Origin of the sequence: Marinobacter sp., assembly GCF_052094685.1 — a bacterium.
Classification (GTDB): domain Bacteria; phylum Pseudomonadota; class Gammaproteobacteria; order Pseudomonadales; family Oleiphilaceae; genus Marinobacter.
The window spans coordinates 12,443-38,599 of the sequence record NZ_JBQDKB010000026.1 but is presented as its reverse complement, the minus strand read 5'-3'; the positions used below and the strand labels follow the sequence as shown (position 1 = coordinate 38,599).

Annotated in this window: 26 protein-coding genes and 1 tRNA gene; 8 read left to right on the top strand and 19 right to left on the bottom strand. The window is 53.9% G+C overall.

The window, feature by feature from the left end; genetic code table 11:
- From ACTH3S_RS07530 to ACTH3S_RS07500, 7 genes are all read left to right on the top strand, one after another.
- Window positions 1-629, top strand: a 629-nt coding sequence (locus ACTH3S_RS07530) for an ATP-binding cassette domain-containing protein (protein WP_441808400.1), incomplete at its 5' end; no start/stop codon positions are given.
- Window positions 626-1,990 carry an HlyD family type I secretion periplasmic adaptor subunit gene (locus ACTH3S_RS07525; RefSeq protein WP_441808399.1) on the top strand — a complete coding sequence of 455 codons (1,365 nt, stop codon included), beginning with the start codon at window positions 626-628 and terminating at the stop codon, window positions 1,988-1,990. The genes ACTH3S_RS07530 and ACTH3S_RS07525, both read left to right, overlap by 4 nt.
- Window positions 1,991-3,550, top strand: a complete 1,560-nt coding sequence (locus tag ACTH3S_RS07520; protein WP_441808398.1) for a TolC family outer membrane protein — start codon at window positions 1,991-1,993, stop codon at window positions 3,548-3,550.
- Between the two features lie 48 nt (window positions 3,551-3,598).
- Entirely contained in the window at window positions 3,599-3,991 is a 393-nt protein-coding gene (locus tag ACTH3S_RS07515; RefSeq protein WP_441808397.1) for a phosphopantetheine-binding protein, read from the top strand.
- Between the two features lie 11 nt (window positions 3,992-4,002).
- The gene (locus ACTH3S_RS07510) at window positions 4,003-4,722 is read left to right on the top strand and encodes an MMPL family transporter (protein ID WP_441808396.1); all 720 of its coding nucleotides are present in this window, start codon (window positions 4,003-4,005) and stop codon (window positions 4,720-4,722) included.
- Between the two features lie 41 nt (window positions 4,723-4,763).
- Window positions 4,764-6,686: a DUF1302 family protein gene (locus ACTH3S_RS07505; protein ID WP_441808395.1), complete on the top strand. Its 1,923-nt coding sequence runs from the start codon at window positions 4,764-4,766 to the stop codon at window positions 6,684-6,686.
- 15 nt (window positions 6,687-6,701) lie between these two features.
- Entirely contained in the window at window positions 6,702-8,030 is a 1,329-nt protein-coding gene (locus ACTH3S_RS07500) for a DUF1329 domain-containing protein (RefSeq protein ID WP_441808394.1), read from the top strand.
- A gap of 327 nt (window positions 8,031-8,357) precedes the next feature.
- Here ACTH3S_RS07500 and ACTH3S_RS07495 read toward each other — a convergent pair whose 3' ends face one another.
- The 3 genes from ACTH3S_RS07495 to ACTH3S_RS07485 are packed head-to-tail and all read right to left on the bottom strand — an operon-like array spanning window position 8,358 to window position 10,738.
- Complete coding sequence (locus ACTH3S_RS07495; RefSeq protein WP_441808393.1) at window positions 8,358-9,308, bottom strand: TraI domain-containing protein; 951 nt, start codon at window positions 9,306-9,308, stop codon at window positions 8,358-8,360.
- Window positions 9,295-10,500, bottom strand: coding sequence for an Arm DNA-binding domain-containing protein (locus tag ACTH3S_RS07490; RefSeq protein ID WP_441808392.1), 1,206 nt, complete (start codon window positions 10,498-10,500; stop codon window positions 9,295-9,297). The genes ACTH3S_RS07495 and ACTH3S_RS07490 overlap by 14 nt, the downstream gene beginning before the upstream one ends.
- Entirely contained in the window at window positions 10,493-10,738 is a 246-nt protein-coding gene (locus ACTH3S_RS07485) for a hypothetical protein (RefSeq protein WP_441808391.1), read from the bottom strand. The genes ACTH3S_RS07490 and ACTH3S_RS07485 overlap by 8 nt, the downstream gene beginning before the upstream one ends.
- Before the next feature lie 152 nt (window positions 10,739-10,890).
- Here ACTH3S_RS07485 and ACTH3S_RS07480 point away from each other — a divergent pair, with 152 nt between their 5' ends.
- Window positions 10,891-11,097: a helix-turn-helix domain-containing protein gene (locus ACTH3S_RS07480; protein ID WP_096275231.1), complete on the top strand. Its 207-nt coding sequence runs from the start codon at window positions 10,891-10,893 to the stop codon at window positions 11,095-11,097.
- A gap of 249 nt (window positions 11,098-11,346) precedes the next feature.
- Here the strand turns inward: ACTH3S_RS07480 and ACTH3S_RS07475 are convergent.
- From ACTH3S_RS07475 to rpsB, 16 genes are all read right to left on the bottom strand, one after another.
- Window positions 11,347-11,423 (bottom strand) — tRNA-Met (locus ACTH3S_RS07475).
- A 67-nt stretch (window positions 11,424-11,490) separates the two neighbouring features.
- Entirely contained in the window at window positions 11,491-12,180 is a 690-nt protein-coding gene (gene rnhB, locus ACTH3S_RS07470) for a ribonuclease HII (RefSeq protein ID WP_441808390.1), read from the bottom strand.
- Window positions 12,181-13,362, bottom strand: coding sequence for a lipid-A-disaccharide synthase (gene lpxB / locus ACTH3S_RS07465; RefSeq protein ID WP_441808389.1), 1,182 nt, complete (start codon window positions 13,360-13,362; stop codon window positions 12,181-12,183). It abuts the gene before it with no gap.
- Window positions 13,363-13,382: 20 nt separating this feature from the next.
- Window positions 13,383-14,174, bottom strand: coding sequence for an acyl-ACP--UDP-N-acetylglucosamine O-acyltransferase (lpxA, locus tag ACTH3S_RS07460; RefSeq protein ID WP_441808388.1), 792 nt, complete (start codon window positions 14,172-14,174; stop codon window positions 13,383-13,385).
- The gene (gene fabZ / locus ACTH3S_RS07455) at window positions 14,174-14,611 is read right to left on the bottom strand and encodes a 3-hydroxyacyl-ACP dehydratase FabZ (protein ID WP_441808387.1); all 438 of its coding nucleotides are present in this window, start codon (window positions 14,609-14,611) and stop codon (window positions 14,174-14,176) included. The genes lpxA and fabZ overlap by 1 nt, the downstream gene beginning before the upstream one ends.
- 11 nt (window positions 14,612-14,622) lie before the next feature.
- A complete protein-coding gene (gene lpxD / locus ACTH3S_RS07450) occupies window positions 14,623-15,648 on the bottom strand; it encodes a UDP-3-O-(3-hydroxymyristoyl)glucosamine N-acyltransferase (protein ID WP_441808386.1) in 1,026 nt (341 codons plus the stop codon).
- Between the two features lie 48 nt (window positions 15,649-15,696).
- Window positions 15,697-16,191 carry an OmpH family outer membrane protein gene (locus tag ACTH3S_RS07445; RefSeq protein WP_071264047.1) on the bottom strand — a complete coding sequence of 165 codons (495 nt, stop codon included), beginning with the start codon at window positions 16,189-16,191 and terminating at the stop codon, window positions 15,697-15,699.
- A 47-nt stretch (window positions 16,192-16,238) separates the two neighbouring features.
- A complete protein-coding gene (gene bamA / locus ACTH3S_RS07440; protein ID WP_441808385.1) occupies window positions 16,239-18,557 on the bottom strand; it encodes an outer membrane protein assembly factor BamA in 2,319 nt (772 codons plus the stop codon).
- Between the two features lie 44 nt (window positions 18,558-18,601).
- Window positions 18,602-19,951, bottom strand: coding sequence for an RIP metalloprotease RseP (gene rseP / locus ACTH3S_RS07435; RefSeq protein ID WP_441808384.1), 1,350 nt, complete (start codon window positions 19,949-19,951; stop codon window positions 18,602-18,604).
- 47 nt (window positions 19,952-19,998) lie between these two features.
- Window positions 19,999-21,183 (bottom strand): 1-deoxy-D-xylulose-5-phosphate reductoisomerase, encoded by a 1,185-nt coding sequence (ispC, locus tag ACTH3S_RS07430; protein WP_441808383.1) that lies wholly within the window; start codon window positions 21,181-21,183, stop codon window positions 19,999-20,001.
- Window positions 21,184-21,185: 2 nt separating this feature from the next.
- A complete protein-coding gene (locus ACTH3S_RS07425; protein ID WP_441808382.1) occupies window positions 21,186-22,025 on the bottom strand; it encodes a phosphatidate cytidylyltransferase in 840 nt (279 codons plus the stop codon).
- 12 nt (window positions 22,026-22,037) lie between these two features.
- Window positions 22,038-22,817, bottom strand: coding sequence for a polyprenyl diphosphate synthase (uppS, locus tag ACTH3S_RS07420; protein WP_441808381.1), 780 nt, complete (start codon window positions 22,815-22,817; stop codon window positions 22,038-22,040).
- Window positions 22,818-22,887: 70 nt separating this feature from the next.
- Complete coding sequence (gene frr / locus ACTH3S_RS07415; RefSeq protein WP_441808380.1) at window positions 22,888-23,445, bottom strand: ribosome recycling factor; 558 nt, start codon at window positions 23,443-23,445, stop codon at window positions 22,888-22,890.
- Window positions 23,446-23,487: 42 nt separating this feature from the next.
- Window positions 23,488-24,216: a UMP kinase gene (pyrH, locus tag ACTH3S_RS07410; protein WP_441808379.1), complete on the bottom strand. Its 729-nt coding sequence runs from the start codon at window positions 24,214-24,216 to the stop codon at window positions 23,488-23,490.
- 184 nt (window positions 24,217-24,400) lie between these two features.
- Window positions 24,401-25,270 (bottom strand): translation elongation factor Ts, encoded by an 870-nt coding sequence (gene tsf, locus ACTH3S_RS07405; RefSeq protein WP_441808378.1) that lies wholly within the window; start codon window positions 25,268-25,270, stop codon window positions 24,401-24,403.
- A 93-nt stretch (window positions 25,271-25,363) separates the two neighbouring features.
- Entirely contained in the window at window positions 25,364-26,107 is a 744-nt protein-coding gene (gene rpsB / locus ACTH3S_RS07400; protein WP_441808377.1) for a 30S ribosomal protein S2, read from the bottom strand.
- Between the last annotated feature and the right edge of the window lie 50 nt (window positions 26,108-26,157).

Genomic DNA, 26,157 nt, shown 5'->3' with positions numbered 1-26,157 from the left:
TCGACCAATGGCGGCCCGAGGTGCTGGGTACTCTGCTGGGCTATCTGCCGCAGGATGTGCAGTTGTTCGCCGGTACGGTGGCGGAGAATATCGCCCGCTTCGGCGAGGTGGATGAGCAGAAGGTCATTGCCGCGGCGCAGATGGCTGGCGTGCATGAACTGATTCTGCAATTGCCCGAGGGTTATCACACCCGGCTGGGCGAGAACGGCCTGGGCCTGTCTGGCGGCCAGCGCCAACGTGTAGGCTTGGCCCGTGCCCTGTATGGCGAGCCGTGCCTGGTGGTGCTGGATGAACCCAACGCCAACCTGGACGAGGCGGGCGATGCCATGCTGGCCGAGGCCGTTGCCCGTATCAAGCAGGCGGGTGTCACGCTGGTGCTGATCACCCACAAGCCCAACATCCTCAAGCAGGCTGACAAGCTGCTGGTGCTGCATGGCGGCACCCAGGCCGACTTCGGCCCGCTGGCCGAAGTGATGCACCGCATGCAGCGTACCGCCCCGCCCAGACCGCCCCACTCCCAGCCTCAAGCCCCGGCCCAACCACAGGGTCAACCGCAGCCACAACCACGCGTCATGCCCATACCGACCTATGGGGCGATGAACTTCACACCGCGCAGGGAGGGGGCATGAGCACACAAATGAGCATGGACGTTGCAATGCGCGACACCAAAGACCTTATCGATCCTCAGGATGATCTGCTGTCAGTGGATGACCGCCACTATGTGCGCCTGGGCTGGCTGATCGTGCTGGTGGGGGTGATCGGCTTTCTCGGCTGGTCGCTGTTCGCGCCGCTGGATGCCGGTGTGCCGCTGGACGCCAAGGTGGTGGTCAGCGGCAATCGCAAGGCGGTGCAGCCGATCACCGGCGGCAAGGTGCAGCGCATCCTGGTAGCCGAAGGGCAGGCGGTGGACGAGGGTCAGGTGCTGGTGGAACTGGAGCCCAATGTGGCGACCAACCAACTCGACTCCCTGCGCTTTCAGTACCTGAGCAGCCTGGCGAGTGAAAACCGTTTGATGGCGGAACGAGACGGATTGGAGCAGATCCGCTTCGATGAGGTGCTATTGCAGGCCGAGCGCGAAGGCAGCCTGCAAGCTGCCGAGATCATTCAGGCGCAGCGGCAATTGTTCGATAGCCGCCGCAGTGCCCAGCAGGCCACGTTGGGCGGCCTGGAAGCGGCTGTGCATGGCGCGACCGATCAGCGCAACAGCCTGCAGCGCATTCTGCAGTCGCGCCGCCAGCAGCGGGTGACCTTCGAGCAGCAGTTGACCAGCCAGCGCACCCTGGCCGAGGACGGACTGTTAGCGCGCAACCGCTTGCTGGAGTCGGAACGCCAGTACCTGCAACTGGCCGGTTCCGTGGCCGACGATGAGGGCCGTCTGGGTCTGCTGCAAAGCCAAGTGCAGGAATACCAACAGCGGCTGATCCAGCAGCGGGAGGACTACCAGAAGGAGCTGCGCACCGCGCTGGCTGAAATCAGTCCTCGCACGGCTGATCTGCTGGGGCGTCTGGATAGTGCCCAGTACGAAGTGACTAATACCAGGGTGTTGGCGCCGTCAGCAGGCATCGTTTCTGGCCTGGCGGTATTCACCCAGGGCGGTGTGGTCAGTGCAGGCGACAAGCTGATGGATATTGTGCCGCTGGATCAGCCGCTGATGGTCGAAGGCCGCTTGCCCGTGCAGGAGGTCGACAAGATTCATGCAGGTCAGCCTGTGGAGCTGGAGTTCGCCGCCTTCAATCGCGCGTCTACCCCCAAGCTGCCAGGCACCGTGAAAACGGTATCTGCCGACCGCCTGGAAGATCACCAGGGTGTTCCTTACTACCACGTGGAGATCATCGTAGATGAGCTTGACGGGCGTGAGCTGCTACCGGGGTTGTGGCTGCAGCCCGGCATGCCGGTGACAGCCTTCGTCAAGACGGGAGAACGCACATTGATGAGCTACCTGCTCAAGCCGCTGCGCGACCGTACCCGTCTGGCATTGACGGAGGATTGAATGACCGCATGCAATAAAACGCCATCGCGCCTGCATTTAGCAATGAATGGCGTCCTGGCAGCGTTGAGCAAGATCCCCAAAGTCAGATACCCCATTTCGATTGCCGCACTGGCCGTGGGACTGGTGATGCTGGATATACAGCCAGTCAGGGCGCAGGTCGACCTGCAGCTGCCGCCTTCCTGGATTGACCAGAAGAATGCCGAGCCGCTGTCGAGTCTGTCCGGCCTGCGTCAGGAGCTGGACGCCGAAAGCAATGGCAGGCTCGATCTGGTACGAGCCTATCAACGCATGCTGCTTCACGACCCGCAGATTCATGCCGCTCGGGCGGCCCGCGATGCGGGTCGTGACGCGAAGAACATTGCCCGTGCTGCGCTGTTACCGCAGGCCTCGATCAACTATATGCGCAACCGCACGCGCAAAACCGAGGACTACACCATCCCCGGTCAATTTCCCTGGATGCCCGATCAGGACTACACCGCCAAGGATAGCTACTACGGACGTCGCACCGGGCTGACCATCGAGCAGAGCCTGTTCGACTATTCCGCCATCAGCACCTATCGGATGGGCAAGACGCAGTCCGAATATGCCGAAGTGCAGTTTCGGCTGCAGTACCAGCAAGAGGCCGTGACGCTGATCGACGCCTACCTGAACGCACTACTGGCCCGCGATTCACTGGAGCTTGCCCGACACCAGTTGCAGGTGTACCGGGACATGCTGCAGGGCAATGAGCAGATGGTGACGCACGGAGAAGGCACGCGCATCGATATCCTCGAAACCCGCACCCAGATGACGGCCACCCAGGCCGAGCTGGTGGTCTATGAAAATGCCCTGGCCGATCGTCTGCGTGAACTGTCGGCGCTGCTGGGCGGATCGGTTCAGGCGGCTGAGCTGCTGGCCATCGATCCGAACTCCGCGCTGCCGCCCTTGCATAACGGTCAACTGGAAACGCTGGTCAGCGACGCCCTGCGGGAGAACCCCGAAGTGCAGGCCGCTCGGTTGGCTGTTCGCTACAACGACCAGACCATCGAACGTGAAAAGGGCCAGTTCATGCCCAGAGTGTCGCTCTATGCCGCACATGACCGGATTGTCTCGGACACCGTGAACAACCAAGGTCGTGATTACAAGACCAACACCATTGGTCTGCAGGTGAGTATTCCGTTGTTCAGTGGCGGCTCCAGCTTCTATTCCGCACGCCAAGCCTATAACCGGCGCGACCAAGCGCGCTTCGAACTGAACCACACTACCGACACTACGACCACCATGGTGGAGCAGTACTACCGAGTGTTTATCACCAGTGCTAATCGGGTCGGCACGCTGCGCCGAAACGTGGACGACAGCCGTTCGCTAGTCGAGGCCATGCACAAGAGCGTAACGGGCGGTGAGCGTACCAACACCGATGCCCTGCAGGCCGAGCGTCAGTCCTATCAATCGCGACAGGAACTGCTACGTACCTACGTTGAGTGGTTCCAAGCCTACGCCAAATTGCAGTTTTATGTGGGGAGATTTTCCGAAGATGACGTGCTGGTGCTGAACCAGCAATTGGTAGAGCAGGTGCTATAGCTATGCTTTGCAAGGGCTTTGAATCAGTAAATTCTGGAGGTGCTTCAAATGATGGGTTTTGTACAAACCAGTAATGATGAGATGGAGAGGGTGAACGATTCGCTGCGCGATGAGGTCGCCGCTGATCTTGGGGTGCCTGTGGAACTGCTGGATGCCGACACCAGTTTCCTGACGATGGGTCTGGATTCGATGCGGCTGATGGCCTGGATGCATCGTCTGCGCAAGCGTGGCCACAAGATCAAACTCAAGGATCTGTATCAAGAGCCGACCTTGCAAGGATGGAGTCGGCTATTGCGTGAAAACCCTGCGCAGGCGGCTGCAAAGCAGGCGGGCAGACCAAAGTCGGGAGCCAGGGCAGAGTCTAGGGTATGGCCAACCATAGCTGATGGTGAGAATGACGCACAGCGTCCACGAAATATGTTCTTAATAGCCATTAATTGACCTAAATCCACATGTTAAAGGAGTGGATCGCAGAAAACGGCGACAGTGTTGAAGGCCTGACCATACGCCTGGCCGGCGGCACCCTCGGCGTTGCCGCAGCGATGAACGAATCAGCCTTTGAAACCAACCTGATCGTGCTTCCACTGGTATTCCTGCTGATTTTCATCTTCGTAATGCTGTTCTACACCTCCTGGCATGCCGGCATGATGATGCTTCTGGCAATGTTGTTTGCCACCACACTGACCTATGCGTACATGGGGCTCAACGGCCTGAGTATCGACATCAACACCGTTCCAGTGATTGCGGTGGGCATTGGTGTGGGCATCGACTATTCCATTTATATGATGGACCGCATCCGGGAAGAAATGGCCCGGCACGGCAATCTCCGTGAGGCTGTCAGACGCTCTATTTCCACAACAGGCATGGCCATCAGCTTTACCGCACTGGCGTTAATGGCCGGCATCATTATGTGGGTTATTTTCTCGGACCTGCGATTTCAGGCCGACGCAGCCTTGCTGCTATGCGTGATGATCGTGATCAATGGCATTGCCGCCATGCTGCTGGTGCCCTCCTGGGTGCTGGCGTTCAAGCCTCGTTTTGTCACGGATGTCTACGCCGACGACGACGGCATTCTTCATGCCGGCCGTCACCCACCAACACCATCTCCATCGTCTGAGCCTTCTCGGGAGCAGAATGATGGGTTCGTGCCCGGAGAACCATACCGAGCATAGGCCCGGTATCAAACTCCAATAAACCTGTAAGAGGACCTGCCATGCAAACAATAATAAAAGGCCTGAGGGCCTGGTGCTATACCCTCGCGGGTAGTGCCACCCTGGCGCTGTTACCAACAGCCAGCACCTTGGCCGCAGATGACACCCGCGTTAACGGGTACGTTGAGAATGCCACCTACGGGCGGAAAGACGCAGCTCTTTCCAAGTTCCGAAACACATTGCAGCTTGAATTGGAAAACAATGCAGGTGATGTAGGCATATTCAGTAATGTGCGTTTCAACTCTACGCTCCGTGGCAGCTACGACGGAGTTTATGATTTAAACGATAGGGAGTACGGAGAAAAGGCTGGCGGCCCTATTCAACTCCAGGGTGCACCTGGAGGTGGGTTCGTACCTCATGGAGGCGGAATCGCCCCCCCAGGCACCTTTTTGGGTTTTGACACAAACCAGAACCCCAATGATGGAATGGTGGTTCTTGGTGAGCACCTGCACGGGCAGGACAACGGTGTAGCCTTCGGTGTTCCGGTTCGCCCTTGCGACGTGGATTCCCGTGGCTGTATTGATGGCTATATGGATAAGACCACCAACGATCTTCGATTCCAGGAATTCAATGATCGCGCTGATTTCATTCGTGAGGCCTATGTCGATTTCGACCTGAACTTTGATAGCGGCAATATCCTCAGTACACGGCTCGGCAAGCAGCAGGTTATCTGGGGCAGAACCGACCTGTTCCGGGTTTTGGATGTCATCAACCCGGTTGATTACTCCCGTAACAATATCTACGACGAGTTGGAAGACATCCGGATCCCTATGTGGATCCTGCGTACGGATTACCGCATGGGGCCAACCGAAATATTCGATGGCTTCGCCTTCGATGATCTCAACTTCCAACTGGTGTGGAACTTCGACAAATTCCGCCCGAATAATCTGGGGCAGTGTGGTCAGCCCAACGTGATTCTTGACGCTGGTTGCTTCTTCCGGGGCATGAACAACCTTTGGGAAAATGGTGGCACTGTAGCCAATTTCGCGGGTGCCACGCCCGCCGGCGGTGCAGCAACAGACTTCGGCCCAGGCCAAATAGGTATTCGCGAGGCTCACATGCCTGGCTGGAAACTTTCCAATACTCAGTTGGGCCTGAAAATGGAAGGCGTTTATGGTGACCTGGGTTTCTCACTCAACGCACTCACCTACCGTTCTCAGATGCCAACGCTTAGAGGTGGCATCCCAGCTGAAAATAGCTTTACCGGCGCGACGGGTGTTTGGCCAGGCCTGATTGCCTTCGACATCCATTTTCCTAGAGTCAACCTAGTTGGAGGCTCCGTGGATTATTACTCTCAAGGTATCGACACGGTCTTTCGGGTAGAGACTGCATACACCACGGGCGAGGAATTCGCGAACACGCTTCGTAAAGAGCTCTATTCCGAGTCTGACGTTCTTCGATACGTTGTTGGTGCAGACAAGAACATCGCCATCCCCTTCCTGAACGAAGATAACTCGTTCCTGTTCTCCGGCCAGATCTTCGGCGAGCAAATACTCGATCACGAGCGCGAGCAAAGAGCCTATGGGGAAGCAGGTATCCCAAACTGGGAGCATAACTGGACAGCCACGCTTTTAATGCAAGGCTTTTACATGAATGGTCGCCTGACTCCAAAAATTATTACTGCTCACGATATACGGGCTCAGGCTACGACCATCGCCCCCTCTGTTGATTGGCTGGTAAACGATAATTTCAAGCTGACCTTGGGCGGCAATTTCAAGGTAGGCACTGGCTCACGCGAGTTCGACGACTGTCGCTCTTGCAACCCTTTTGACCCATTCACACAAACACCGGGGGTTGCAGGCCATCAACCGGGTGAATCTGCAGGTCTTTCAGGCTTTGAACCCCTCGGTCGCTTCAAGTCTGGCCCCATCGGTATGGCCCAAAAAGAAGACGAAATCCAGCTGACTGCTCGCTACAGCTTCTGATAAACAGGAAATATTATGAAAACAACATTGCAAAAATCTGTGTTCAACGGTCTGATAATCGGCCTAACGGCGGGAATTTTTTCCGCTAGCGCCTACGCCAATGAAGAAGTAATCAACAACTCCTTTCATCCGTACAACGATGGGAAACCCAGCCATGAAGGCCTAAGTGCAGGCATAACCATTGACCAGTCCAACGTGGATCAATTCAAGGACATCATTGACCCAGCCTTTCTCAAGTTCATTGAGAAAGGCTGGACATCGATGATCGTTGGAGAAACCACCTCGTTTGATCTCCATCCAGCCTATGTCGGGGCATCCCGTGATTCGTTGGGCCATGTGTCTCTGGGCGAGAAGGTTGGTGAAATCAACGGCTGGGAAGCTGGCCGCCCGTTTCCGCAGGAGCCGGATGCCAATGACCCACGTGCTGGCGAAAAACTGGCTTGGAACTACAAGTACGGTTACAACTGGGGCGACAGCGCTGCCATCTATCCATTCTATTGGAAATACCGGGATATGGATTCCGGCAAGGTTGAGCGAACCATCAAGTTCAATTTCCACTTCCTAAACTATAAGGGCCGCGTGATTCAGGAGCCAACACCAGAAATCACGCCCAACCCATCTGACCTGTTCCGCGCCATTTATGTTCAGGTGCTTGCTCCAGCGGACGTGCGCAATACCCAGTTGCTGATCCACCGCGCAGCAGATGACCTTAAACGAGATAACTCTTGGCTCTACCTTGGTTTCCAGCGTCGTGTGCGCCGTTTGGCAACAGGGCAGGTTACTGATGCGTTCTTGGGCTCGGATCTGATGATTGAAGATTTTGAGGGCTACAATGGCCGCATCTCAGACATGGACTGGACCTATAAGGGCACCCGTTACATGCTGATGCCGTTTTACAACCACAACGATATGAACCTTGATACTAAAACCCATGAAGATGGCGATGGTTTTCAGGTGGTTGCTTTTAACGGCCAGGGTGGCTGCTTCCCGGATATCACTTGGCAACTGCGCAAAGTATACGAAGTAGAGTCGGTACCGGTGGATGACAGCCACCCATTGTCGAAGCGCGTTCATTACATGGATGCCCAGACTTTCACCATTCCCCGCACTGTGTCTTATGACCGTAAAGGAAGCATGTGGAAAACCTTCACCATCGGCCAAGCCCATCCTGATTTCCATCTGCCCAAGAACAAGGGCACCGGCGTGTCTATCGACGATTCGTTCAGCATGATCGATGTACAAGCGAGTCACTGCACCACCGGCCAGTTCAAGGGCCAGGTTGACCCTGAGCTGTCCAAGCCACAAATGTTCAACGTGCAGCACATGCGCGCAACCGGCAGTTAAGTCACTTGTCATTGTGAGTAACCACTGCGGGCCCGCGGATGCGGGCCCTTTTTCATTTCGAATTTCAAACACTACGTCCGGGATTGATACTTTGTCCAACTCGTCGGTAATCTTGCGAAAAGTACCAGGCTAACTCAGATTAACTTCACTCAGCCTCGCCATTGTTGACATTTCTGCGCATTCCTTGATTGGATTTAGAAGTCCTAAGCCAGAAAGCTGCTGAACGGTGATTGGGGTGGGTTGGAATAGGTAAAAGAAGGTGTGTGGCACGTTTTTGGCCCACACCTCCTAACTGTAGAACTCTATGTTGGCTTCAGTCATCACAAATCAACGGACTTCCAGCGAAGGCAGCCAGTACGCGTTCCTTCCTAAACGAGCAAAACCTTGGGGTTCGCGGCGATTGAAGGCCTTCCTCTGGTTGTCGGCCATGGCGCTTTGTCCGTCCGCATCACGAACATAGCGAGCCAGCGTCATGGCCGCCGGCATTCCATAACGGGCCCCTGGGGACGCACTGGTCCAGATGTGGCGAAGGGTGATGGCTGCCTGTGGGTCCACCTTGTCGAGGTATGCAAGGCCAAAGGCGCAAGCTTCCAAGGTAAGATCATCGTGTGCACAGAGTCGAGCAGCGGCTGTTGGCCGGCCTTTAACATCGCAGGTGAACGTTTTACCAATGTCGTGAAGAAGCCCTGCGACAAAGCCAACTTCTTGCAACGCTCTGGGCATGTCTGGCTCATTAATTCGGATCATGTTCAATACGCCTTTGGCGACTTCCAGCGAATGCACCAACAAGCCACCCGGGCCGTTATGGTGGTAACACTTGCTGGCCGGTGCTTTCAAAAAAACCTCCAGCCGATCCCGGCGTTCCAGCACTCGCTTAATGAACACCTGCAGGTGCTCGGACTTCAGTGCTCGCACGCTTTCAATCAACTGGTCTAGGTGTTCCGGTTTTGGGCAGAAGGTTCGCGGTAAAGTCTGTAGAGCTGGCAGCCGAGCCACATCGGTTTTAAGAGGCCGGCGAATATCTGTCAGCAGAATCGCGCTCTCCTCCACCCCAACACATACGTGTCCTTTCACTACCACCAGTTCCATGTGGCTCAGTCGCTCGGGGATGGCCATCGCATTGATCGCTGCCAGCACCACAATGTCGTCGGTACAGCTGCTCAGGCGCAACTTAGAGTATGGGAAACCATCGTCATCGAAACATGTGACTCGTCCAGTCAACCGATAGGTACCCGTGAATGTCTTTTTCTGAAGCGGGCGTAGATCATTCAGCTTCATGGTTCATCTCCCCATTGGTAGTGGCGCGACCTTGCAGCAAACGCTCGAATGCCGAACCGTCCATGCGTGTGACGTTCGGGATATAGCGTGAATACACTTTGAACAGCATTTCGGTAGAAGAGTGGCCTAACACCCTGGCAACCCATTCGGGGTTTTCGCCGGACGCCAGCAATAACGTGGCGGCGGTGTGGCGGGTTTGGTAAGGCCGCCTTTTCGTCAATTTCAGGGCTTCTAGGAGTGGGTACCAAACCCGCTTGGTCACGTTGTTGTGATCCAGTGGTTTAGCCTCGTTATTACAGAAAACGAACTTGCTCAACTTTCCCGTTGCTTCGTATTGGGTTTTTAGCGCGTTGTAAACCGGGCCAAACATGGGAACCTCACGCTGGGAGCCATCTGTTTTGGTGTATTCAGTCTCACCGTTGATCAGAGTTTCCCGTACGAGAATTTCTTGCCTGGCGAAATCCACGTGTTCCCACTTCAAACCATCAATTTCGCCGGTACGCAGGCCGGTGTAGAACCGCAACAGGTAATAGATGCGGTAGTCTTCCCGGACGTATTTACAAATGCGCTCCACCTCCGCCAGCGAGAACGGCTCAATGTGCACTTTCTGTTGCTTGAGCGGCTTGATGTTGCGGTAGGGGTTATCAAACTCAAACCGCTCGGCTGCTTCAGTCAGGATCATTCGTAGAATCGTCAAATGACTGTTGATGGTTTTGGGAGCCATCAAACCACTGGCTCCCCTGCCCTTGCGCTTAGCCATCTTTGTGCGGGCGGCTAGGATGTCTGCCTTTGTGATTTCTCCTACGCATTTGCCCATGAAGGACGGTTTCAGGGAGCTTGATAGAATCGACTCCACGTTGCGGGTATGAGAGTTGCGCCATTGGACTTTGGACTCCGCTAACCATTGGTCAGCGAAATCTGCGAATAGTGGGGTTTGATTTCCTACTGTTTCTTCAACTGCACCGGCACCTCCGAGCCGCAATTTTTTTAGGTTACCGCTATCCGGAAACTGATCTGCGTAATCGAAGTTCCCCAGCAAAATTTTTGCTTCGATTTTCTGAAGTAACGCTTCAACCCTCTTACGATTTGCAGTTGTATCTGGCAAAGCAGTTTGCTCGCGACAACGAACGCCCTGGCACATAAAGTCCAAATAAAGTCTGCCGGTCTCTTTGCGAGTTCGCACCTTACCCATGACAAACCACCCCATTTGCCATCGGAATAGCTAGAACTTCATGCGCACGAGCACCCGTTAGCATTTCTTTCTCAACCTCTTCCCAAAGGAAAAGGATTTTCCGGCGGCCAAACGGCTTAATGTAGTGACGCCCTTCCAACAACACCGTGTCTTTCAGGCATTGGCGAATCGTGCGGCTGTCATATTTAATTCGACCAGCCAGTTCTTCGGTCGTTAGATAGGTATAAGAGTTATCCATCGAAACATTCCTTCTGTTGCGCTATTCTAAATAGCGAAAAGACATTCCTCGTATCAGAATGTCACTCTAAATGACATTTTAGACAACAAAAGTACATTTGCAAGCGTTTTTTGTCATTCTGGATAACATTTATACATTAAGGATAGCTTTTGATGATCCGTTGCCACCTAGCTCGACTAATGGGCGAGCGCAAAATGAAAATCGTGGATGTAGCAAAAGAGACGGGATTGAACCGGAATACGGTGACTCTGCTATATAAGGAAACAGCACAACGAATCGACCTAGATGCGCTCGATAAACTCTGCAAACTTTTTGAGTGTGAAGTGGGCGAACTTTTAGAATTTCGGCAAGACGACTAACAGGCAGGATTAGCCAATTTAGTATGGCGCAAGCGAGGGAAAGGTGAAATCGGGCGAAAACGTTAAACGTACTTTGAGCTCTATAACGCTTGTGCCACAAAGTGACTTACGGTCGTTTCGGCCGACACACCAAGTGACACCACCAGCGCGTTTGGCACACATGTGTCACATATACGTCACAGAGATTTTTCGATAGCCAAAACGCAAAAAAGGCAGACCAGTAAGTTACTGATCTGCCTTTCTTTTATATGGTAGCGGGGGCAGGATTCGAACCTACGACCTTCGGGTTATGAGCCCGACGAGCTACCAGACTGCTCCACCCCGCATCAAACTGGTTGTTACCGGGTTACCCCGATCAACGTGCGCGTATACTAAGGATTCACGCGCACACTGTCAATCACTATTTTCAAAGAGGTCAATCGGGTAGCTTAGATTTTCTGCCCCGGGTGTTGTCGGCGCCTTGAAAAAGCCGACCTGCTCCATAGCTTCCTGAACCGGGCGGAAGGATTTGCGGTGCTCTGGGGTTACGCCCAATCGGAACAACGCTTCCATGTGCACGGGCGTGGGATAACCTTTGTGCTTGGCAAGACCATAACCTGGGTATGCCTGCTCCATGGCTTCCATCTCCCGGTCTCGGGTTACTTTGGCGATAATAGATGCGGCACTGATCGCCTCTACCCGGCTATCACCCTTTACCACCGGCTCTGAGGGCCAATGCCACTTGGGGCATTTGTTACCATCCACCAGCACGTATTCCGGTGCGACACCAAGGCCGGCAACGGCTCGCTCCATAGCGATCATTGTGGCTTGGTAGATATTGATCTGATCAATCTCATGGGCCTCACAGCGGCCTAAGCACCACGCAGTAGCCTGCTCGATGATTTCATCGTACAGAGCGTTACGCTTTTTCTCCGTAAGCTTTTTGGAATCTGCCAACCCGACAATGGGCCGGTCGGGGTCGAGAATTACGGCGGCCGTTACAACCGCGCCGATGAGTGGCCCACGCCCTACTTCGTCCACGCCGGCCAGAAGTCTTCCCTGATAAGCACACTCAAAAGGTGGCAGTGCTGGTGCGCGGGCCATTCAGTGAGCTCTCTTTTCAAGAAGCATCGAGATTGCCTGGGCGGCTTTCTCGTCGGCATCTTGTTTCAGTGTGTGGTGAAGCTCTGTGAATGCCTCAATCAATCGATCACGCTCCTGCTGATCTTCCATGCGCTCCAGTACAGCGGCACCTAGTGATTCTGGGGTCGCGTCGTCCTGCAAAAGCTCAGGAACCAAGGGCTGCTTTGCCAACAGGTTGGGCAGTGAAACGTGGGGCACTTTTACCAAGCGGGATAGAAGCGCGTAGCTGACGTTGCTTAGCCGATAACCCACTACCATAGGCTTCTTCAACAGCATCGCCTCAAGGGTTGCGGTTCCGGAGGCTAGCAATACAACGTCTGAAGCGGCCATCACCTCGCGGGACCGGCCTCTCACAATGGTGACCTGCAATTTCACTTCAAGGGCTTCGATAAGGTCGCGAACCTGTTTTTCTCTATCACGATTCACGCAGGGTATAACCAACTGCACATCCGGTCGCTTAGCCTGTATCCAGCGGGCGGCTTCCAGAAACAGCGTTCCCAGACGTTCAACTTCGCCGGCTCTGCTTCCCGGCAATATGGCCAGCAAAGGTACATCCTCTTCAAGCCCCAACTCGTGGCGGGCTTTACTTGTTTCTGGCACAACCGGAATACGATCTGCGAGGGGGTGCCCTACAAATGCGACGGGCACATTATGCTCTTCATAAAACCTGGCCTCGAACGGCAACAGGGTGAGCATTAGATCAACGGATTTGGCAATTTTGAAGATTCGTTTCTGCCGCCAGGCCCAAACAGAAGGGCTGACGTAATGAACGGATGGAATGCCCGCTTCCCGGCAGCGCCGCTCGATAGCAAGGGTGAAATCCGGGGAATCAATGCCTACAACTACATCGGGAGGAGTAGCAAAGAAATAGCTCAGGAGACGAGCGCGGATGCTGAACAGCTCTCGGATACGACCCAGAACTTCCACCAGTCCCATAACGGACAAGCGCTCCATAGGAACCAGTGAGTGGAAACCTTGGGCAATCATCTCATCGCCACCTATGCCGACGAAACGGGCTTTTGGGTAGCGATTGCGAAGTGATCGAATCAGGCCGGCACCGAGAATATCCCCAGACGCCTCACCTGCAATAATTCCGAAGGTTACTCTGCGATCACTGACGACCGCAGTGTGGGGAAGATCCATCAAACAGTGCTCCTGCCAGCTCAGCGGATAATGCCGCGATGAGCTCCGCGCAGGGAGTCGATAAGCACGCCCACTTCCGGCGTATCGGCATAGTCCTTTTCCAGCATTTCAACCGCCTGTTCGGTGGTCAAGCCCTGACGGTAGATAACCTTGTATGCCCGGCGCAGGGTCATCAGCACCTCTTTGTCGAAACCACGACGCTTGAGCCCCTCAACGTTCATGCCGTGAGGCTCAGCAGACTGGCCAGCAGCCATAACATAAGCCGGAATATCCTTCAGCACGATACTGCCGCCGGCAGCCATACTGTGCGGCCCAATATGGCAGAACTGATGAACCATAGTGCCGCCACCCAGAATAGCGTGGTCGCCTACTTTTACATGGCCTGCCAGTGTTGCGCAGTTGGCAAGAATGATGTCGTCGCCAATAACGCAGTCGTGGGCCACATGCACATATGCCATAAGCAGGTTGTTACTACCTATTCGGGTTTCGCCTTTATCTTGCACGGTGCCGCGGTGAATGGTGCAATTCTCGCGAATGGTGTTGTTATCCCCGATAACCAGCGTGGTTGGCTCCCCAGCGTACTTTTTATCTTGGCATTCTTCGCCAACGCTGCAAAACTGAAAAATTCGGTTATTCCGGCCGATTACTGTTGGCCCTTTCACCACCACATGGGAAAGAATTTCTGTGCCTTCGCCAATCTCAACGTTGGGGCCAATATAGCTCCACGGGCCAATCGTTACGTTATCCGCAAGCTTGGCTGACGGGTCTACAATCGCCTGAGGATGAACACCCGACCAGTCATTTGTTGCCATTAAACTTCTCTCTCAGCGGTCAATATCTCTGCAACGCAGACGACGTTTCCATCGACCAACGCGCGACAATCAAATTTCCAGATGCCACGTTTTTCGGAGATTATCTCCGATTCCATGCACAACTGGTCTCCCGGCAAAACAGGACGCTTGAAACGCGCCTTGCTGGACCCAGCTAAGTATTGTACCAGCCCGTCTGCTGGTTTCCGCCCCACCGTCACAAACCCTAGAATGCCTGAAAGCTGCGCCATGGCTTCAATAATGAGCACACCGGGCATAATGGGATTATTAGGAAAATGGCCAGTGAAGAACGGCTCGTTAAAGGAGATGTTTTTGTAGCCTTTGATCGATTTTGACTTTTCAATCTCGGTCACCCGATCCACCAGCAAAAACGGATAGCGGTGCGGGAGATATTCCAGTATTTCATCGATGTACATCATGTTGATCGGCCTCAGCCCTCTGATTTCTTTTCCAGTTCTTTAACGCGCCGTGCCAGAGTATCCAGCTGGCGGAAACGCACCGCATTCTTGCGCCATCGCCGATTTGTATCTGCACTGGTACCGGAAGAATAAACGCCCGGCTCTCGGATATCTCCGGTTACCAGAGTCATGCCGGTAAGGTGCACTTGGTTTGCTATTTCCAAGTGGCCGGCCACTCCCGAGGCGCCGCCAAATACACAGTGGCTGCCGATCTTCGTGCTGCCCGAAATTCCAACCATAGCGGCCATGGCGCTGTGGTCACCAATACGGACGTTATGGGCAATTTGAATAAGGTTATCGAGCTTAACGCCGTTACCGATGACCGTGTCATCCAAAGCACCACGATCAATTGTTGTGTTCGCCCCTACCTCGACATCATCGCCAAGAACCACACGGCCAAGTTGCGCAATTCTGTGCCACTGACCTTTTTCATTCGCGAAGCCAAACCCATCAGAACCAATCACGGCACCGCTGAGAATATGACAGCGCTGCCCTACCATCACATCGTGAGCTAAGGTAACTCTGGGGCGAATGATGGAGCCGGCGCCTATAGTGGTGCGGGCGCCAATAACACTCCCGGCCCCAATAGCAACCCGATCTCCAATAACAGCACCTGCTTCGATAACAGCAGTGGGTCCGATGTACGCATTGATCGCGATTGTTGCGCTGGGATCCACTACAGCGGCCGGATGAATACCCGGCGGCGCGACGGGCACTGGATCAAACCAGTGGCTGAGGCGAGCATAGCCCAAGTAAGGATTATTGAGTAACAGGACATTGGTCGGATTATCTCCCGCAGCTGCAGGCGACAAAATAACCGCTGCAGCGCGGGTATCCGCTAGGTGCTTTGCGTAGGCGGGGTTTGCCAGAAAGCTGAGCTGATCCGGGCCGGCCGCCTGGAGAGTCGCAAGGCCCGAAACCCGTGTTTCTGGATCGCCGCGAAGCTCTGCTCCCAAAGCCTCTGCAATTTCTCCAAGCCGGTAAGACTGTACGGTCATCACGCGCTCCACAACACGCTAGCGAGCCCAGAGGCTCTCAGGCAGGAATTAACGGTTCAGCTTATCTAAAAGCTGTGAGGTCAGGTTCATTTCTGGCTTCACGTAGACAACAGCTTCGCTCGGAAGAATCAAATCAAGGTCGTTCTCTTCCAGTAGCTCTTTTACTGCTGCGTCCACTTCTGGGCGTGCCTCTTCCAAAAACGCCTGCTTGCGCTGGTTAACTGTGGAATCAAGGCGCTGCTTGAGGAAGTTGAATTCTTTGACCTTCTCCTGGAACTCACCAGCAAGCTGGTTACGCTCGCTCTCGTTCATCATCGCACCGTCTTTTTCCAGACGTTCTTTAAGTTTGCGAGCGGCCTCTTGAGTCTCACGAACTTTCTCTTCATCGCCAGCAAAATCCTTCTGCATGGCTTCGCTGAATGATTTAGCGTCGTTAGATGAGAACAAAGCCTGGCGCAGATCTACAACGCCCACACGGGTTTCGGCTACGGCTGGCAGTGCCAGCGCCATAGCTGCAGCAAACATCAGTACGGTTCTGAACATAGTAGGTCTCCTGAGTTTCATTCGTTTGTATTTCTCAAATATCTAAATCAGAATGTTTGGCCAAGCGAGAACTGGAATATCTGAGTATCGTCGCCAGATTTATCATTCAGCGGTTTTGCAAGGCTGAAGGCCAACGGGCCTACGGCCGTAATCCACTGAAAGCCGATACCGGCCGACAAGCGCAGTTCTTCTGGATCTGCCTCAAACCCTCGGTCTGGGTCAAACACTTGCCCGGCATCCACAAAGAACGCCGTGCGCATGGACCGGCTATCACCGGCAAACGGTGTTGGGAAGATCAGTTCCAAAGAAGCTTCGGTCAGGAGGTTACCACCGAACGGATCAGGATCCGAAAAATCGTTATCTGCATTTTCCGCACGCCGACCCAATGAGTTAGCCTGATAGCCCCGAACCGAGCCATAGCCACCGGCATAATAATGCTCGTAGAACGGCATTATCGAGCGATCGCCATAGCCATCACCATAACCAACTTCGGTTCTCGTGCGCACAATCCAGCGATTGGTGTCTGTGATCGGAAAGTAAAAATCGGTTTTATGGCTGGCCTTGTAGAACGTAAGGTCACTGCCTGGCACGGCAACGTCAAGGGACAGCGAATGACTGTAGCCGTCTGTTGGCAACACGCCCCGATTCAGAGTACTACGGCTCCAGCTACCAAACAGGAAGTAGTTATTGAAGGAATCACCTTCCTCATCGATAAACCGAGTCACTTCCTTAGACGTAAACACGCCCCCTTTAATCTTCGAGAGCGTATAGCCCAGACCAAAGTTCAATCTCGTAATATTATCGGTGGGATAGCCAAACGTAACACGGCCACCATACTCATCCAGAAGGTAGGACGTGATGTCCTCTTGCTCGAAGTCGGTCTCACGGGCAAACACACTGAACCCGCGGCTTACGCCGTCTACCGTGTAGTAAGGATCCATATAGGAGATGTTGGCGCTCTTAACCGAGTCACTCACGTTTACGCCAAACGATACGCGCTTACCTGTGCCGAAAAAGTTATTTTCAGACACGTTAGCACCCAGAATGACACCAGAATCCTGAGAGAAGCCTACGGATGCCGAGAGGCTGCCCGTTGGCTGTTCTTCGACGGAGTAGTTCACATCAACGAGATCGTCTGTCCCTGGTACAGGAACTGTGTCTACATTGACCATTTGGAAAAAACCAAGCCGTTCGAGGCGGGTTTTGGAAAACTCAATGCGATCCGAAGAGGCAATGCCGCCTTCCATCTGTGTCATTTCCTGACGCAGAACATCGTCGCGGGTAGATACGTTGCCGTCGAAGTTAACCCGACGAACATAGGCTCGTTTGCCCGGCTCAACAAAAAAGGTAACAGCTGCCGTATTGTCTTCACCTGGCTCAGGTACGGCATTCACGTTCGCAAACGCATAGCCTTCTTTGCCTAGACGGAATGACAGTGTCTCCGAGATAGCCGTCATACGGGCGCGAGAAAATACGTCGCCCTCATCCACCGGTATCAGTTCTCTCAGCTCTTCTTCACCCACAATAAGATTACCCCGGAGCCTGATCTCCGAGATCGTGTACTGCGGCCCTTCGTTCAACGCTATCGCGATGAAAACCTGCCGTTTGTCTGGCGAAATAGAAACTTGGCTGGATTCCACATTGAAATCCAGATAACCACGGTCCAGGTAAAAAGAGCGCAGCGTTTCCAGATCACCACTCAGGCGCTCCCGCGCGTATTTGTCTGAGTTAGTGAGGGAGTTCCACCAACTGCTGGTGCGTAGCTCGAACAAATCGCGCAACTGTTCATCGCCGAAATCCTTGTTACCCACCAGGTTAATATGCTGGATGGCAGCAACCGTACCTTCGTTAATATCCAGGCGAATCGCCACACGGTTACGTGGCAGCACCTCAGCGGTTGCCTTTACCCGAGCGTTGTAGCGCCCTTGGCCGATGTAGGAGCGCAATATCTCAAGCTCCAGCCGTTCTAGAGTTGCCCGGCGGAACACCTGGCCTTCTTGAAGCCCAGCGCCAGCAAGGGCGTCCATGAGCATGTCGGTTTCAATATTCTTGTTGCCGTCAATTTCGATCGAGGTGATCGAGGGGCGTTCCCGCACAGTAAGGATAAGAATACCGGCGTCGCGGCTGGCTTCTATATCGGTGAACAACCCAGTCCGGAATAGTGATTTGATCGAGTCTGCCAGCTCGGTTTCGTCCATCTGTTCGCCAATATTGATGGGGAAAGCGGAAAACACAGTACCCGCAGAAACACGCTGCAAGCCTTCCACCTCAATATCGGCAACCGTAAATTCATCTGCAAATGCTGGCTTCATGCCGGTTGCGGCAACAGCGAGGCCAACGGCTAAACCTAGAAGAGAACGTCTCATTCAATTATTTCGCCTGGTTAATGCGCGTAAGGAGCCCGCAATTCTCACAACCGCATCAGGTCGTTGTAAAGAGCAAACACCATTAATGTGAGGATCATTGCCATACCAATTCGTAATCCTAAGGCCTGAACCCCATCCGAGAGCGGTTTTTTGCGGATTGCTTCGATGGTGTAATACACGATGTGACCACCATCCAAAACCGGCACCGGCAACAGATTTAGAATGCCTAGGCTGACACTGAGATAAGCCAAAAACCGAACAAAATCTTCAAACCCAGAAGTGACACTGGCCTCGGCCACCCGGGCAATCGTAATCGGGCCACTGAGGTTACTGGGTGAAAGCAGCCCTGTAACCATCTTTTTGATAGCTACAAGCGTAAGGCGGGTATCGGCCCAGGTTTCATCCAGCGCAATGGGGATCGCCGCCAAGGGGCCGTAACGAACTTCCCGCAGCACATTGTCTGGCCAGGAAATAGCTGCAACGCCAGCACCTACAAACCCGATTACTTCGCCATTATCCTGTTTTTTCTCCGCTGGCGTAATTTGCACGGATTGCTCGGCCCCAGCACGCTCAACAGTGAGCGCCAGTGCCTGCTCGGGTGCGTTGCGAATAAATTCGACCAACTCAAACCAGTTGCCCACGGGCGCATCATTCACCGCGAGGATGCGATCCCCCGCCTGAAGACCCGCAGTTTGGGCGCGGCCGCCTTCTGAAATCTGACCAAGTACGGCGGGCACATCTGGCCGCCAAGGTACAATACCAAACTCACCAATCGGGTCAGGGGCTTCATCGCTAAGGCCCCAACCGCCAAGCTCACCGCTTAAGGTTCCTCGTGCGCCACCCTCGGACACGCCGAGGGTGATCTGGCCCTGCTCCCCTGCGCGCTCAAGAATGCGCATATTCACGTCGCGCCAGGAACTTACCCGGTGCCCATCTATAGCGTAAATTTCCATCCCTTCGCGCAAACCGACCTTTTGGGCAACGCTTTGCCCAGCAACATCACCGACAATTGGCGCAACGTGGGTAACACCCACCACGCCAAGTAACCAGTAAGCAAAGATGGCAAAAATGAAGTTGGCAGCAGGGCCAGCGGCAGCAATAGCAATCCGCCGAGAAGGCGCCTTGGAGGTAAACGCCTGATCCTTGAGTTCGTCGGGAACCGGCCCCTCTCGCTCATCGAGCATTTTCACGTAGCCGCCCAACGGAATGGCCGCTATTGCAAACTCAGTGCCATGGCGGTCATACCACGAGAACAGTGGCTTACCAAAACCCACAGAAAAGCGCAGTACTTTCACGCCACATCGGCGTGCCACCCAAAAATGGCCATACTCATGCAGGGTAACGAGTATCCCCAGAGTCAGCGCAAGAGCAAATATGGTTTGAATAATCTGCATAGCATTCCTGGTTTAAGCGCCAACCCGGCGGAAATCTTTACTGAATATCAGACAGATAACAGGTGGATCTGTTCCCTGGCCCGCTGCCGCGCCTCTGAGTTCTTCGCGAAGATGACATCAAAGCTGTCTGCAGGCGCCACAGGCGTTGCCGACAGGGTTCTCTCGATAACAACCGGAATGTCAGTAAAAGCCAAGTTACCCTTCAGAAACTCGTCTACCGCAACCTCATTCGCCGCGTTCAGCACTGCAGGTGCAGTGCCGCCCACCTCGAACGCCTCCGCCGCTAACCGCAAGCAAGGAAAGCGCAGCAGATCCGGCCGTTCAAAATGAAAGCGCCCTATTGTGAACAGATCCAGCGGTGCCACCCCAGCATCAATACGTTCAGGCCACGCCAAACCGTTGGCGATGGGCGTTCGCATATCCGGGCTTCCTAGCTGAGCCAGTACAGAGCCGTCGGCATACTCTACCATGGAGTGAATGATGCTTTCCGGGTGCACATGAACTTGGATGCGATCCGGCGTAGTATTGAACAGCCAGCAAGCCTCAATCAGCTCGAGACCTTTGTTCATCAAGGTTGCAGAGTCCACGGAGATTTTCTGTCCCATGGACCAGTTTGGGTGAGCACAGGCCTGCTCTGGCGTAACTGATCGCAGATCTCCCGCACTGTGCTCCCGAAAGGGTCCTCCAGACGCGGTGAGAAGAATCCGGGTAATGCCAGCCCCAACCGGATCGCGAACCTTCTCGGCCGGCAGGCATTGAAAAATCGCATTATGCTCGGAGTCTATGGGCAACAACTCGGCGCCAGAGGCCGCCACAGCGTCCATAAACAGCTTCCCGGACATAACCAGCGCTTCTTTGTTAGCCAGCAATACGCGCTTACCCGCGCGCACTGCAGCGAGCGTTGGCGCCAGCCCAGCAGCACCCACTATAGCGGCCACAACGGTACAAGCTTCCGGAGCCGAAGCCACCTCGCATAATCCAGGCTCACCATTCAGAACAGTAATGTATGGGAGATCTGCAAGCAATTCCGCTAATGTTTGGGCGGCTTTTGCGTCTGCCATTACTGCGACTTTTGGGCGAAATTCACGGCAGAGCGCCGCAAGCTCTTCGGCACGAGTGCCGGCTGTTAACGCATACACAGAAAACCGCCCTGGGTGGCGGCGGATGACATCTAGCGTGGAGAGCCCGACTGATCCCGTAGCCCCCAACACTGTAATTAAGCGGTTGGCCATACTCACACGTGCCCAGCTGTCAGCCAGCCAAGCTGGGTGATAATAAGCGCAAACACCGGAGCTGCGGCGGTAAGACTGTCGATACGATCCATAATCCCACCGTGGCCGGGCAACAGTCGGCTGCTGTCTTTGATGCCTCTGAAGCGCTTAAGCATGCTTTCCAGAAGATCTCCAAGTACCGAGACCAAGCCGGTTACTAAGCTTGCAACGACCAGCAAGGCGGCTTCAGCAGCACTCGCTGAAACAAGGACACTCGCAACCAAGGCAAACGCTCCAACAGCCGCCAGTCCGCCCCATACACCTGCCCAGGACTTACCCGGACTAACTCTCGGCGCGAGCTTGGCTTTCCCAAAGGCACGGCCAGCAAAGTAAGCACCAATGTCTGCAACCCAAACAACACAGAACACATACAGAATAACCAGCAAATTGTTATCCGTATCGCCAAACTGAAAACCACCCGTGCGAAGGTGGTTCAAGCCAATCCACGCTGGCACTAGAACCAATACGCCCATAAGCGCTCTGGCGGGAACACTGCCCCAGCGCTCTGAACCTGCAGGGTAACTGCGAACCAAAACAAAACAAACAACCCACCAAAGAAGAGCAAGCCAGAGCACCGCAACGGCAGACACATCAATAAGACCATACAAAATGACTGCGATCAGCGCGGCATAACCCATCCGGCCCGGTTGCTGCTCAAGGCCGGACATATTGGCCCATTCCCAAGCACCCAGCGTAATGATCGCAGCGGTAAATAGTGCAAAACCCATCGGTGGCAAGAAAAAAACACCCCCTATAGCGATGGGAGCAAGAATAAGAGCGGTGATAATTCGGGTTTTTAGCACAATATGAGGTCGCTATAATTCGTTATTTTGTGACGATTTGGCTGCAATCTGGTCATCCGTCTGACCAAAGCGACGCTGGCGTCCAACATAGGCCTGTAACGCTTTACGCATCTCGTCTTCTTTGAAGTCAGGCCAGAATACCGGTGAAAAATACAACTCGGTGTAAGCCAAATGCCAAAGCATGAAATTGCTAATTCGCTGCTCGCCTGCCGTACGAATCATAAGATCCGGCATGGGGAGATTGCCAATGCTTAGGTGTTGCTGGATAAGATCATCGGTAATGTCTGAAGGCTCGAGCTCGCCGCCCTTCACCATTTTGGCAACCTTTTGTGTTGCCTGGGCGATATCCCAGTGACCGCCGTAGTTTGCGGCAATAACAAGCGTCATTCGGGTGTTATTGCGGGTAAGCTCCTCGGCCTTAGCCATATGCTCTTGCAGAGCTGTGTTAAACGCGGAGCGATCTCCGATGATTCGCAAACAGATATTATTTCTGTGCAGTTTTCTGACTTCTCGCTCCAACGCAAAAACAAACAGCTTCATAAGAGCCGTCACTTCATCTTGTGGGCGACGCCAATTTTCGCTTGAAAAAGCGAACAAGGTAAGCACCTCAACACCCTCACGGGCACAGGTTTCAACAACAGCTTTTACTGCATCCACTCCAGCCTTGTGTCCTGCTACCCCTTTTAATCGGCGTGCTTTTGCCCACCGGTTATTACCATCCATGATAATGGCTACGTGCCGGGGCCGACTATCAGCCGACACCGGAATCTCTGCGGATACGGTTTCCGTCATGAAATCCCCTGTACGGCCAACAGAAAACCCTCTGATGGCCGTGGTTTAGCTTGCAAGTGCACCGAGGCGATCAAACCGCCATCAGATCCTCTTCTTTAGCCTTGAGCATCTTCTCGACGTCTGCGATGTAGCGATCTGTCAGCTTCTGAATTTCGTCTTCACCTCTGCGCTCATCGTCTTCGCTGATGTCTTTCTCTTTCAACAGTTCTTTCATCATGCTGTTGGCATCTCGACGAGCGTTCCGAACGGATACACGAGCATTTTCTGCGTCCGCTTTCGACTGCTTGACCATGTCCTTACGGGTTTCTTGGGTCAGCATTGGCATAGGAAGACGAATGAGATCACCGCTGGTAGCCGGATTCAGGCCAAGATCGGCGGACATGATAGCTTTCTCGATAACAGGCACGAGGTTCTTTTCCCAAGGCGACACGGTCAAAGTGCGGTTATCTTCCACGTTTATGCTGGCAACTTGCTTCAGCGGCGTCTCCTGACCGTAGTAGTTAACCATCACACTGTCCAGAATAGACGGGTGGGCACGGCCGGTCCGGATCTTATTGAACGCCGAACTCAGAGCCTCCAGGCTCTTGGTCATTTTTTTTTCGGCTTCAGCTTTAATATCGTCAATCACGTAATCATCCTCAATTCGTTCGTCGGGCTATCATCAAACCCGTTATTCGATCAGTGTACCTTCTTTCTCACCGGTCACGATGCGGATCAGCGCCCCTGCACGATTCATATCGAAAACCCTTAGTGGCATACCTTGATCCCGTGCCAGGCAAATGGCCGTCAGATCCATTACGCCCAGCTTTTTATCCAGCACCTCATCGTAAGTCAGGTTGTCATACTTCTCTGCGGTGGGGTCTAGATGCGGATCAGCCGAATACACACCATCTACTTTAGTCGCTTTCAGCACCGCGTCTGCTTCAATTTCAATTCCGCGCAGGCAAGCAGCGGAATCTGTCGTAAAGAAAGGATTGCCGGTACCCGCGCAGAATATAACTACATCGCCGTCTTTCAGATCGCGAACCGCACGACGGCGGTCATAATGCTCAACAATACCACTCATGGGGATAGCCGACATTACGCGGGTGCGAATGTTCGAACGCTCTAGAGCATCGCGCATAGCCAGGCCGTTCATCACGGTTGCCAGCATACCCATATGATCACCGGTAACCCTGTCCATACCAGCTTCGCTGAGCGCAGCGCCGCGGAACAGGTTGCCACCGCCAATCACCAGGCCCACCTGAACGCCGATGCCAATTAACGCACCGATCTCTAGGGCCATACGATCAAGAACTTTGGGATCAATACCGAATTCATGCTCCCCTAAAAGGGCCTCACCACTGAGCTTGAGCAGAACACGATTGTATCTTGGTTGGTTTTTCGGTGGTGTCGACATACTGATCCCCTTTTCGTCTGTTGACTGCTATCCGGCGTGGGACGCGTTGCAGGCTTGCATTTGACATATCCCTTAAAAAAAGGGGCATCTCAGATACAAGCCCGCCACGAGAGCCGGAACACACCGGCCAACGTGGCAGACTCAGATAGCGCTGTAACTCGCAGTTACAGCGCCTAGAAAGAAATCAGGACTTGCTTGCACCGACTGCCGCAGCAACCTCAGCAGCAAAATCCGATTCTGCTTTCTCGATGCCTTCACCCACTTCCAGGCGAACGAAACCGACCAGTTCACCGCCAGCAGACTTGATCAGCTCGCCTACGGTCTGCTCGGGATCCTTTACGAAAGGCTGCTCAACAAGACTGTTCTCCTTGAGGAACTTCTTGATGCGACCGCCCATCATTTTCTCAACGATTTCGGCAGGCTTGCCTTCCATGTCCGGCTGGGCCTTGATGACATCTTTCTCTTTTTCCAGCTCTTCAGCAGGCATGTCTTCTGGCTTGGCAACGCGCGGATTAACGGCCGCAGCGTGCATCGCGATGTCGCGAGCCAGCTCAGAGGTACCTGCAGTCAAAGCAACAACCGAGGCAATTTTGTTAGTGCTGTGAACGTAGCCACCAACAACCGGGCCTTTAATTTCTACCACACGGCGAACCGTGATGTTCTCGCCAACTTTCTGAACCAGCGCTTCGCGCTTGGATTCCAGATCACCTTCCATCAGCTTAGCAACATCTGACTCGCGGTTTTCGAAGGCAACGCCCAGAACTTCATTAGCAAAATCCAAAAGGTTTTCGTCACGGGCAACGAAGTCTGTCTCGGAGTTTACTTCCAGAATGTAGGCAACAGTGTTGTCGTCGGAGATCTTGATGAGCGACACGCCTTCAGCGGCGGTGCGGCCGGCTTTCTTGGCAGCTTTCAGGCCTGAAGACTTACGCAGCTCTTCAATTGCCGCGTCTACACTTCCGCCAGCTTCAACCAGCGCCTTTTTGCACTCCATCATGCCCAGGCCAGTACGCTCGCGTAGCTCTTTGACCATTGCAGCGGTAATTGCAGCCATGTCCAATCCTCTTAACTTTTCCGAATTCGGTAGGGAGGCATACCCGGAAACACGCCAAGGTATGCCTTATATCTCAAAAGTGACGCTTAAGCATCACTCTGCAGCCGGAGCGGCTCCTGCAGGTTCTTCAGCGACTTCTACAAACTCGTCAGCGCCGCCCTGCGTTGCTTCCAGGCAGGTATCTGCAACGGCCTTCACGTAAATCTGAATCGCGCGGATAGCATCGTCGTTACCCGGGATAACGTAATCAACGCCATCAGGGTTGCTGTTGGTATCTACAACACCGATAACAGGAATGCCCAGCTTGTTGGCTTCCTTGATAGCGATGCGCTCATGATCAACGTCGATAACGAACATGGCGTCGGGCAGACCACCCATATCCTTGATACCGCCAATGGAGCGCTCAAGCTTGTCCATTTCACGGGTGCGCTCAAGAGCTTCTTTCTTGGTCAGCTTGTCGAAGGTGCCGTCTTTGCTCTGGGCATCCAGATCGCGGTAGCGACGAATCGACTGACGGATGGTTTTGTAGTTGGTCAGCATGCCGCCGAGCCAGCGGTGGTTAACAAAAGGCTGGCCGGAACGCTCTGCTTCTTCCTTGATGACCTTGGCCGCAGCACGCTTAGTGCCCACGAACAGGATCTTGTTCTTGTTCTCTGTCAGTTTCTGAACGAAGTCGAGCGCTTCATTCATGGCAGGAACAGTCTGTTCAAGGTTAATGATGTGAATCTTGTTACGGGCGCCGAAGATGAACTTCGACATTTTCGGGTTCCAATAACGAGTCTGGTGACCGAAGTGAGCACCTGCCTTGAGCAGGTCACGCATATTTACCTGAGCCATGATAATTACCTTAAATGTAGCTTCGGGTTAGTCCTCCACGCGTCCAATTA

What these genes read in the sequence shown, in the direction of transcription:
- ACTH3S_RS07505 (WP_441808395.1), top strand. Translation starts at nt 4,764, where the DNA reads ATGCAAACAATAATAAAAGGCCTGAGGGCCTGGTGCTATACCCTCGCG.
- ACTH3S_RS07485 (WP_441808391.1), bottom strand. Translation starts at nt 10,738, where the DNA reads ATGGATAACTCTTATACCTATCTAACGACCGAAGAACTGGCTGGTCGA.
- rpsB (WP_441808377.1), bottom strand. Translation starts at nt 26,107, where the DNA reads ATGGCTCAGGTAAATATGCGTGACCTGCTCAAGGCAGGTGCTCACTTC.
- ispC (WP_441808383.1), bottom strand. Translation starts at nt 21,183, where the DNA reads ATGGCCAACCGCTTAATTACAGTGTTGGGGGCTACGGGATCAGTCGGG.
- lpxA (WP_441808388.1), bottom strand. Translation starts at nt 14,174, where the DNA reads ATGGCAACAAATGACTGGTCGGGTGTTCATCCTCAGGCGATTGTAGAC.
- ACTH3S_RS07490 (WP_441808392.1), bottom strand. Translation starts at nt 10,500, where the DNA reads ATGGGTAAGGTGCGAACTCGCAAAGAGACCGGCAGACTTTATTTGGAC.
- lpxB (WP_441808389.1), bottom strand. Translation starts at nt 13,362, where the DNA reads ATGGATCTTCCCCACACTGCGGTCGTCAGTGATCGCAGAGTAACCTTC.
- rseP (WP_441808384.1), bottom strand. Translation starts at nt 19,951, where the DNA reads ATGCAGATTATTCAAACCATATTTGCTCTTGCGCTGACTCTGGGGATA.
- ACTH3S_RS07480 (WP_096275231.1), top strand. Translation starts at nt 10,891, where the DNA reads ATGATCCGTTGCCACCTAGCTCGACTAATGGGCGAGCGCAAAATGAAA.
- lpxD (WP_441808386.1), bottom strand. Translation starts at nt 15,648, where the DNA reads ATGACCGTACAGTCTTACCGGCTTGGAGAAATTGCAGAGGCTTTGGGA.
- pyrH (WP_441808379.1), bottom strand. Translation starts at nt 24,216, where the DNA reads ATGTCGACACCACCGAAAAACCAACCAAGATACAATCGTGTTCTGCTC.
- ACTH3S_RS07525 (WP_441808399.1), top strand. Translation starts at nt 626, where the DNA reads ATGAGCACACAAATGAGCATGGACGTTGCAATGCGCGACACCAAAGAC.
- tsf (WP_441808378.1), bottom strand. Translation starts at nt 25,270, where the DNA reads ATGGCTGCAATTACCGCTGCAATGGTCAAAGAGCTACGCGAGCGTACT.
- ACTH3S_RS07445 (WP_071264047.1), bottom strand. Translation starts at nt 16,191, where the DNA reads ATGTTCAGAACCGTACTGATGTTTGCTGCAGCTATGGCGCTGGCACTG.
- uppS (WP_441808381.1), bottom strand. Translation starts at nt 22,817, where the DNA reads ATGACGGAAACCGTATCCGCAGAGATTCCGGTGTCGGCTGATAGTCGG.
- ACTH3S_RS07520 (WP_441808398.1), top strand. Translation starts at nt 1,991, where the DNA reads ATGACCGCATGCAATAAAACGCCATCGCGCCTGCATTTAGCAATGAAT.
- ACTH3S_RS07500 (WP_441808394.1), top strand. Translation starts at nt 6,702, where the DNA reads ATGAAAACAACATTGCAAAAATCTGTGTTCAACGGTCTGATAATCGGC.
- ACTH3S_RS07510 (WP_441808396.1), top strand. Translation starts at nt 4,003, where the DNA reads ATGTTAAAGGAGTGGATCGCAGAAAACGGCGACAGTGTTGAAGGCCTG.
- fabZ (WP_441808387.1), bottom strand. Translation starts at nt 14,611, where the DNA reads ATGATGTACATCGATGAAATACTGGAATATCTCCCGCACCGCTATCCG.
- bamA (WP_441808385.1), bottom strand. Translation starts at nt 18,557, where the DNA reads ATGAGACGTTCTCTTCTAGGTTTAGCCGTTGGCCTCGCTGTTGCCGCA.
- rnhB (WP_441808390.1), bottom strand. Translation starts at nt 12,180, where the DNA reads ATGGCCCGCGCACCAGCACTGCCACCTTTTGAGTGTGCTTATCAGGGA.
- ACTH3S_RS07495 (WP_441808393.1), bottom strand. Translation starts at nt 9,308, where the DNA reads ATGAAGCTGAATGATCTACGCCCGCTTCAGAAAAAGACATTCACGGGT.
- ACTH3S_RS07515 (WP_441808397.1), top strand. Translation starts at nt 3,599, where the DNA reads ATGATGGGTTTTGTACAAACCAGTAATGATGAGATGGAGAGGGTGAAC.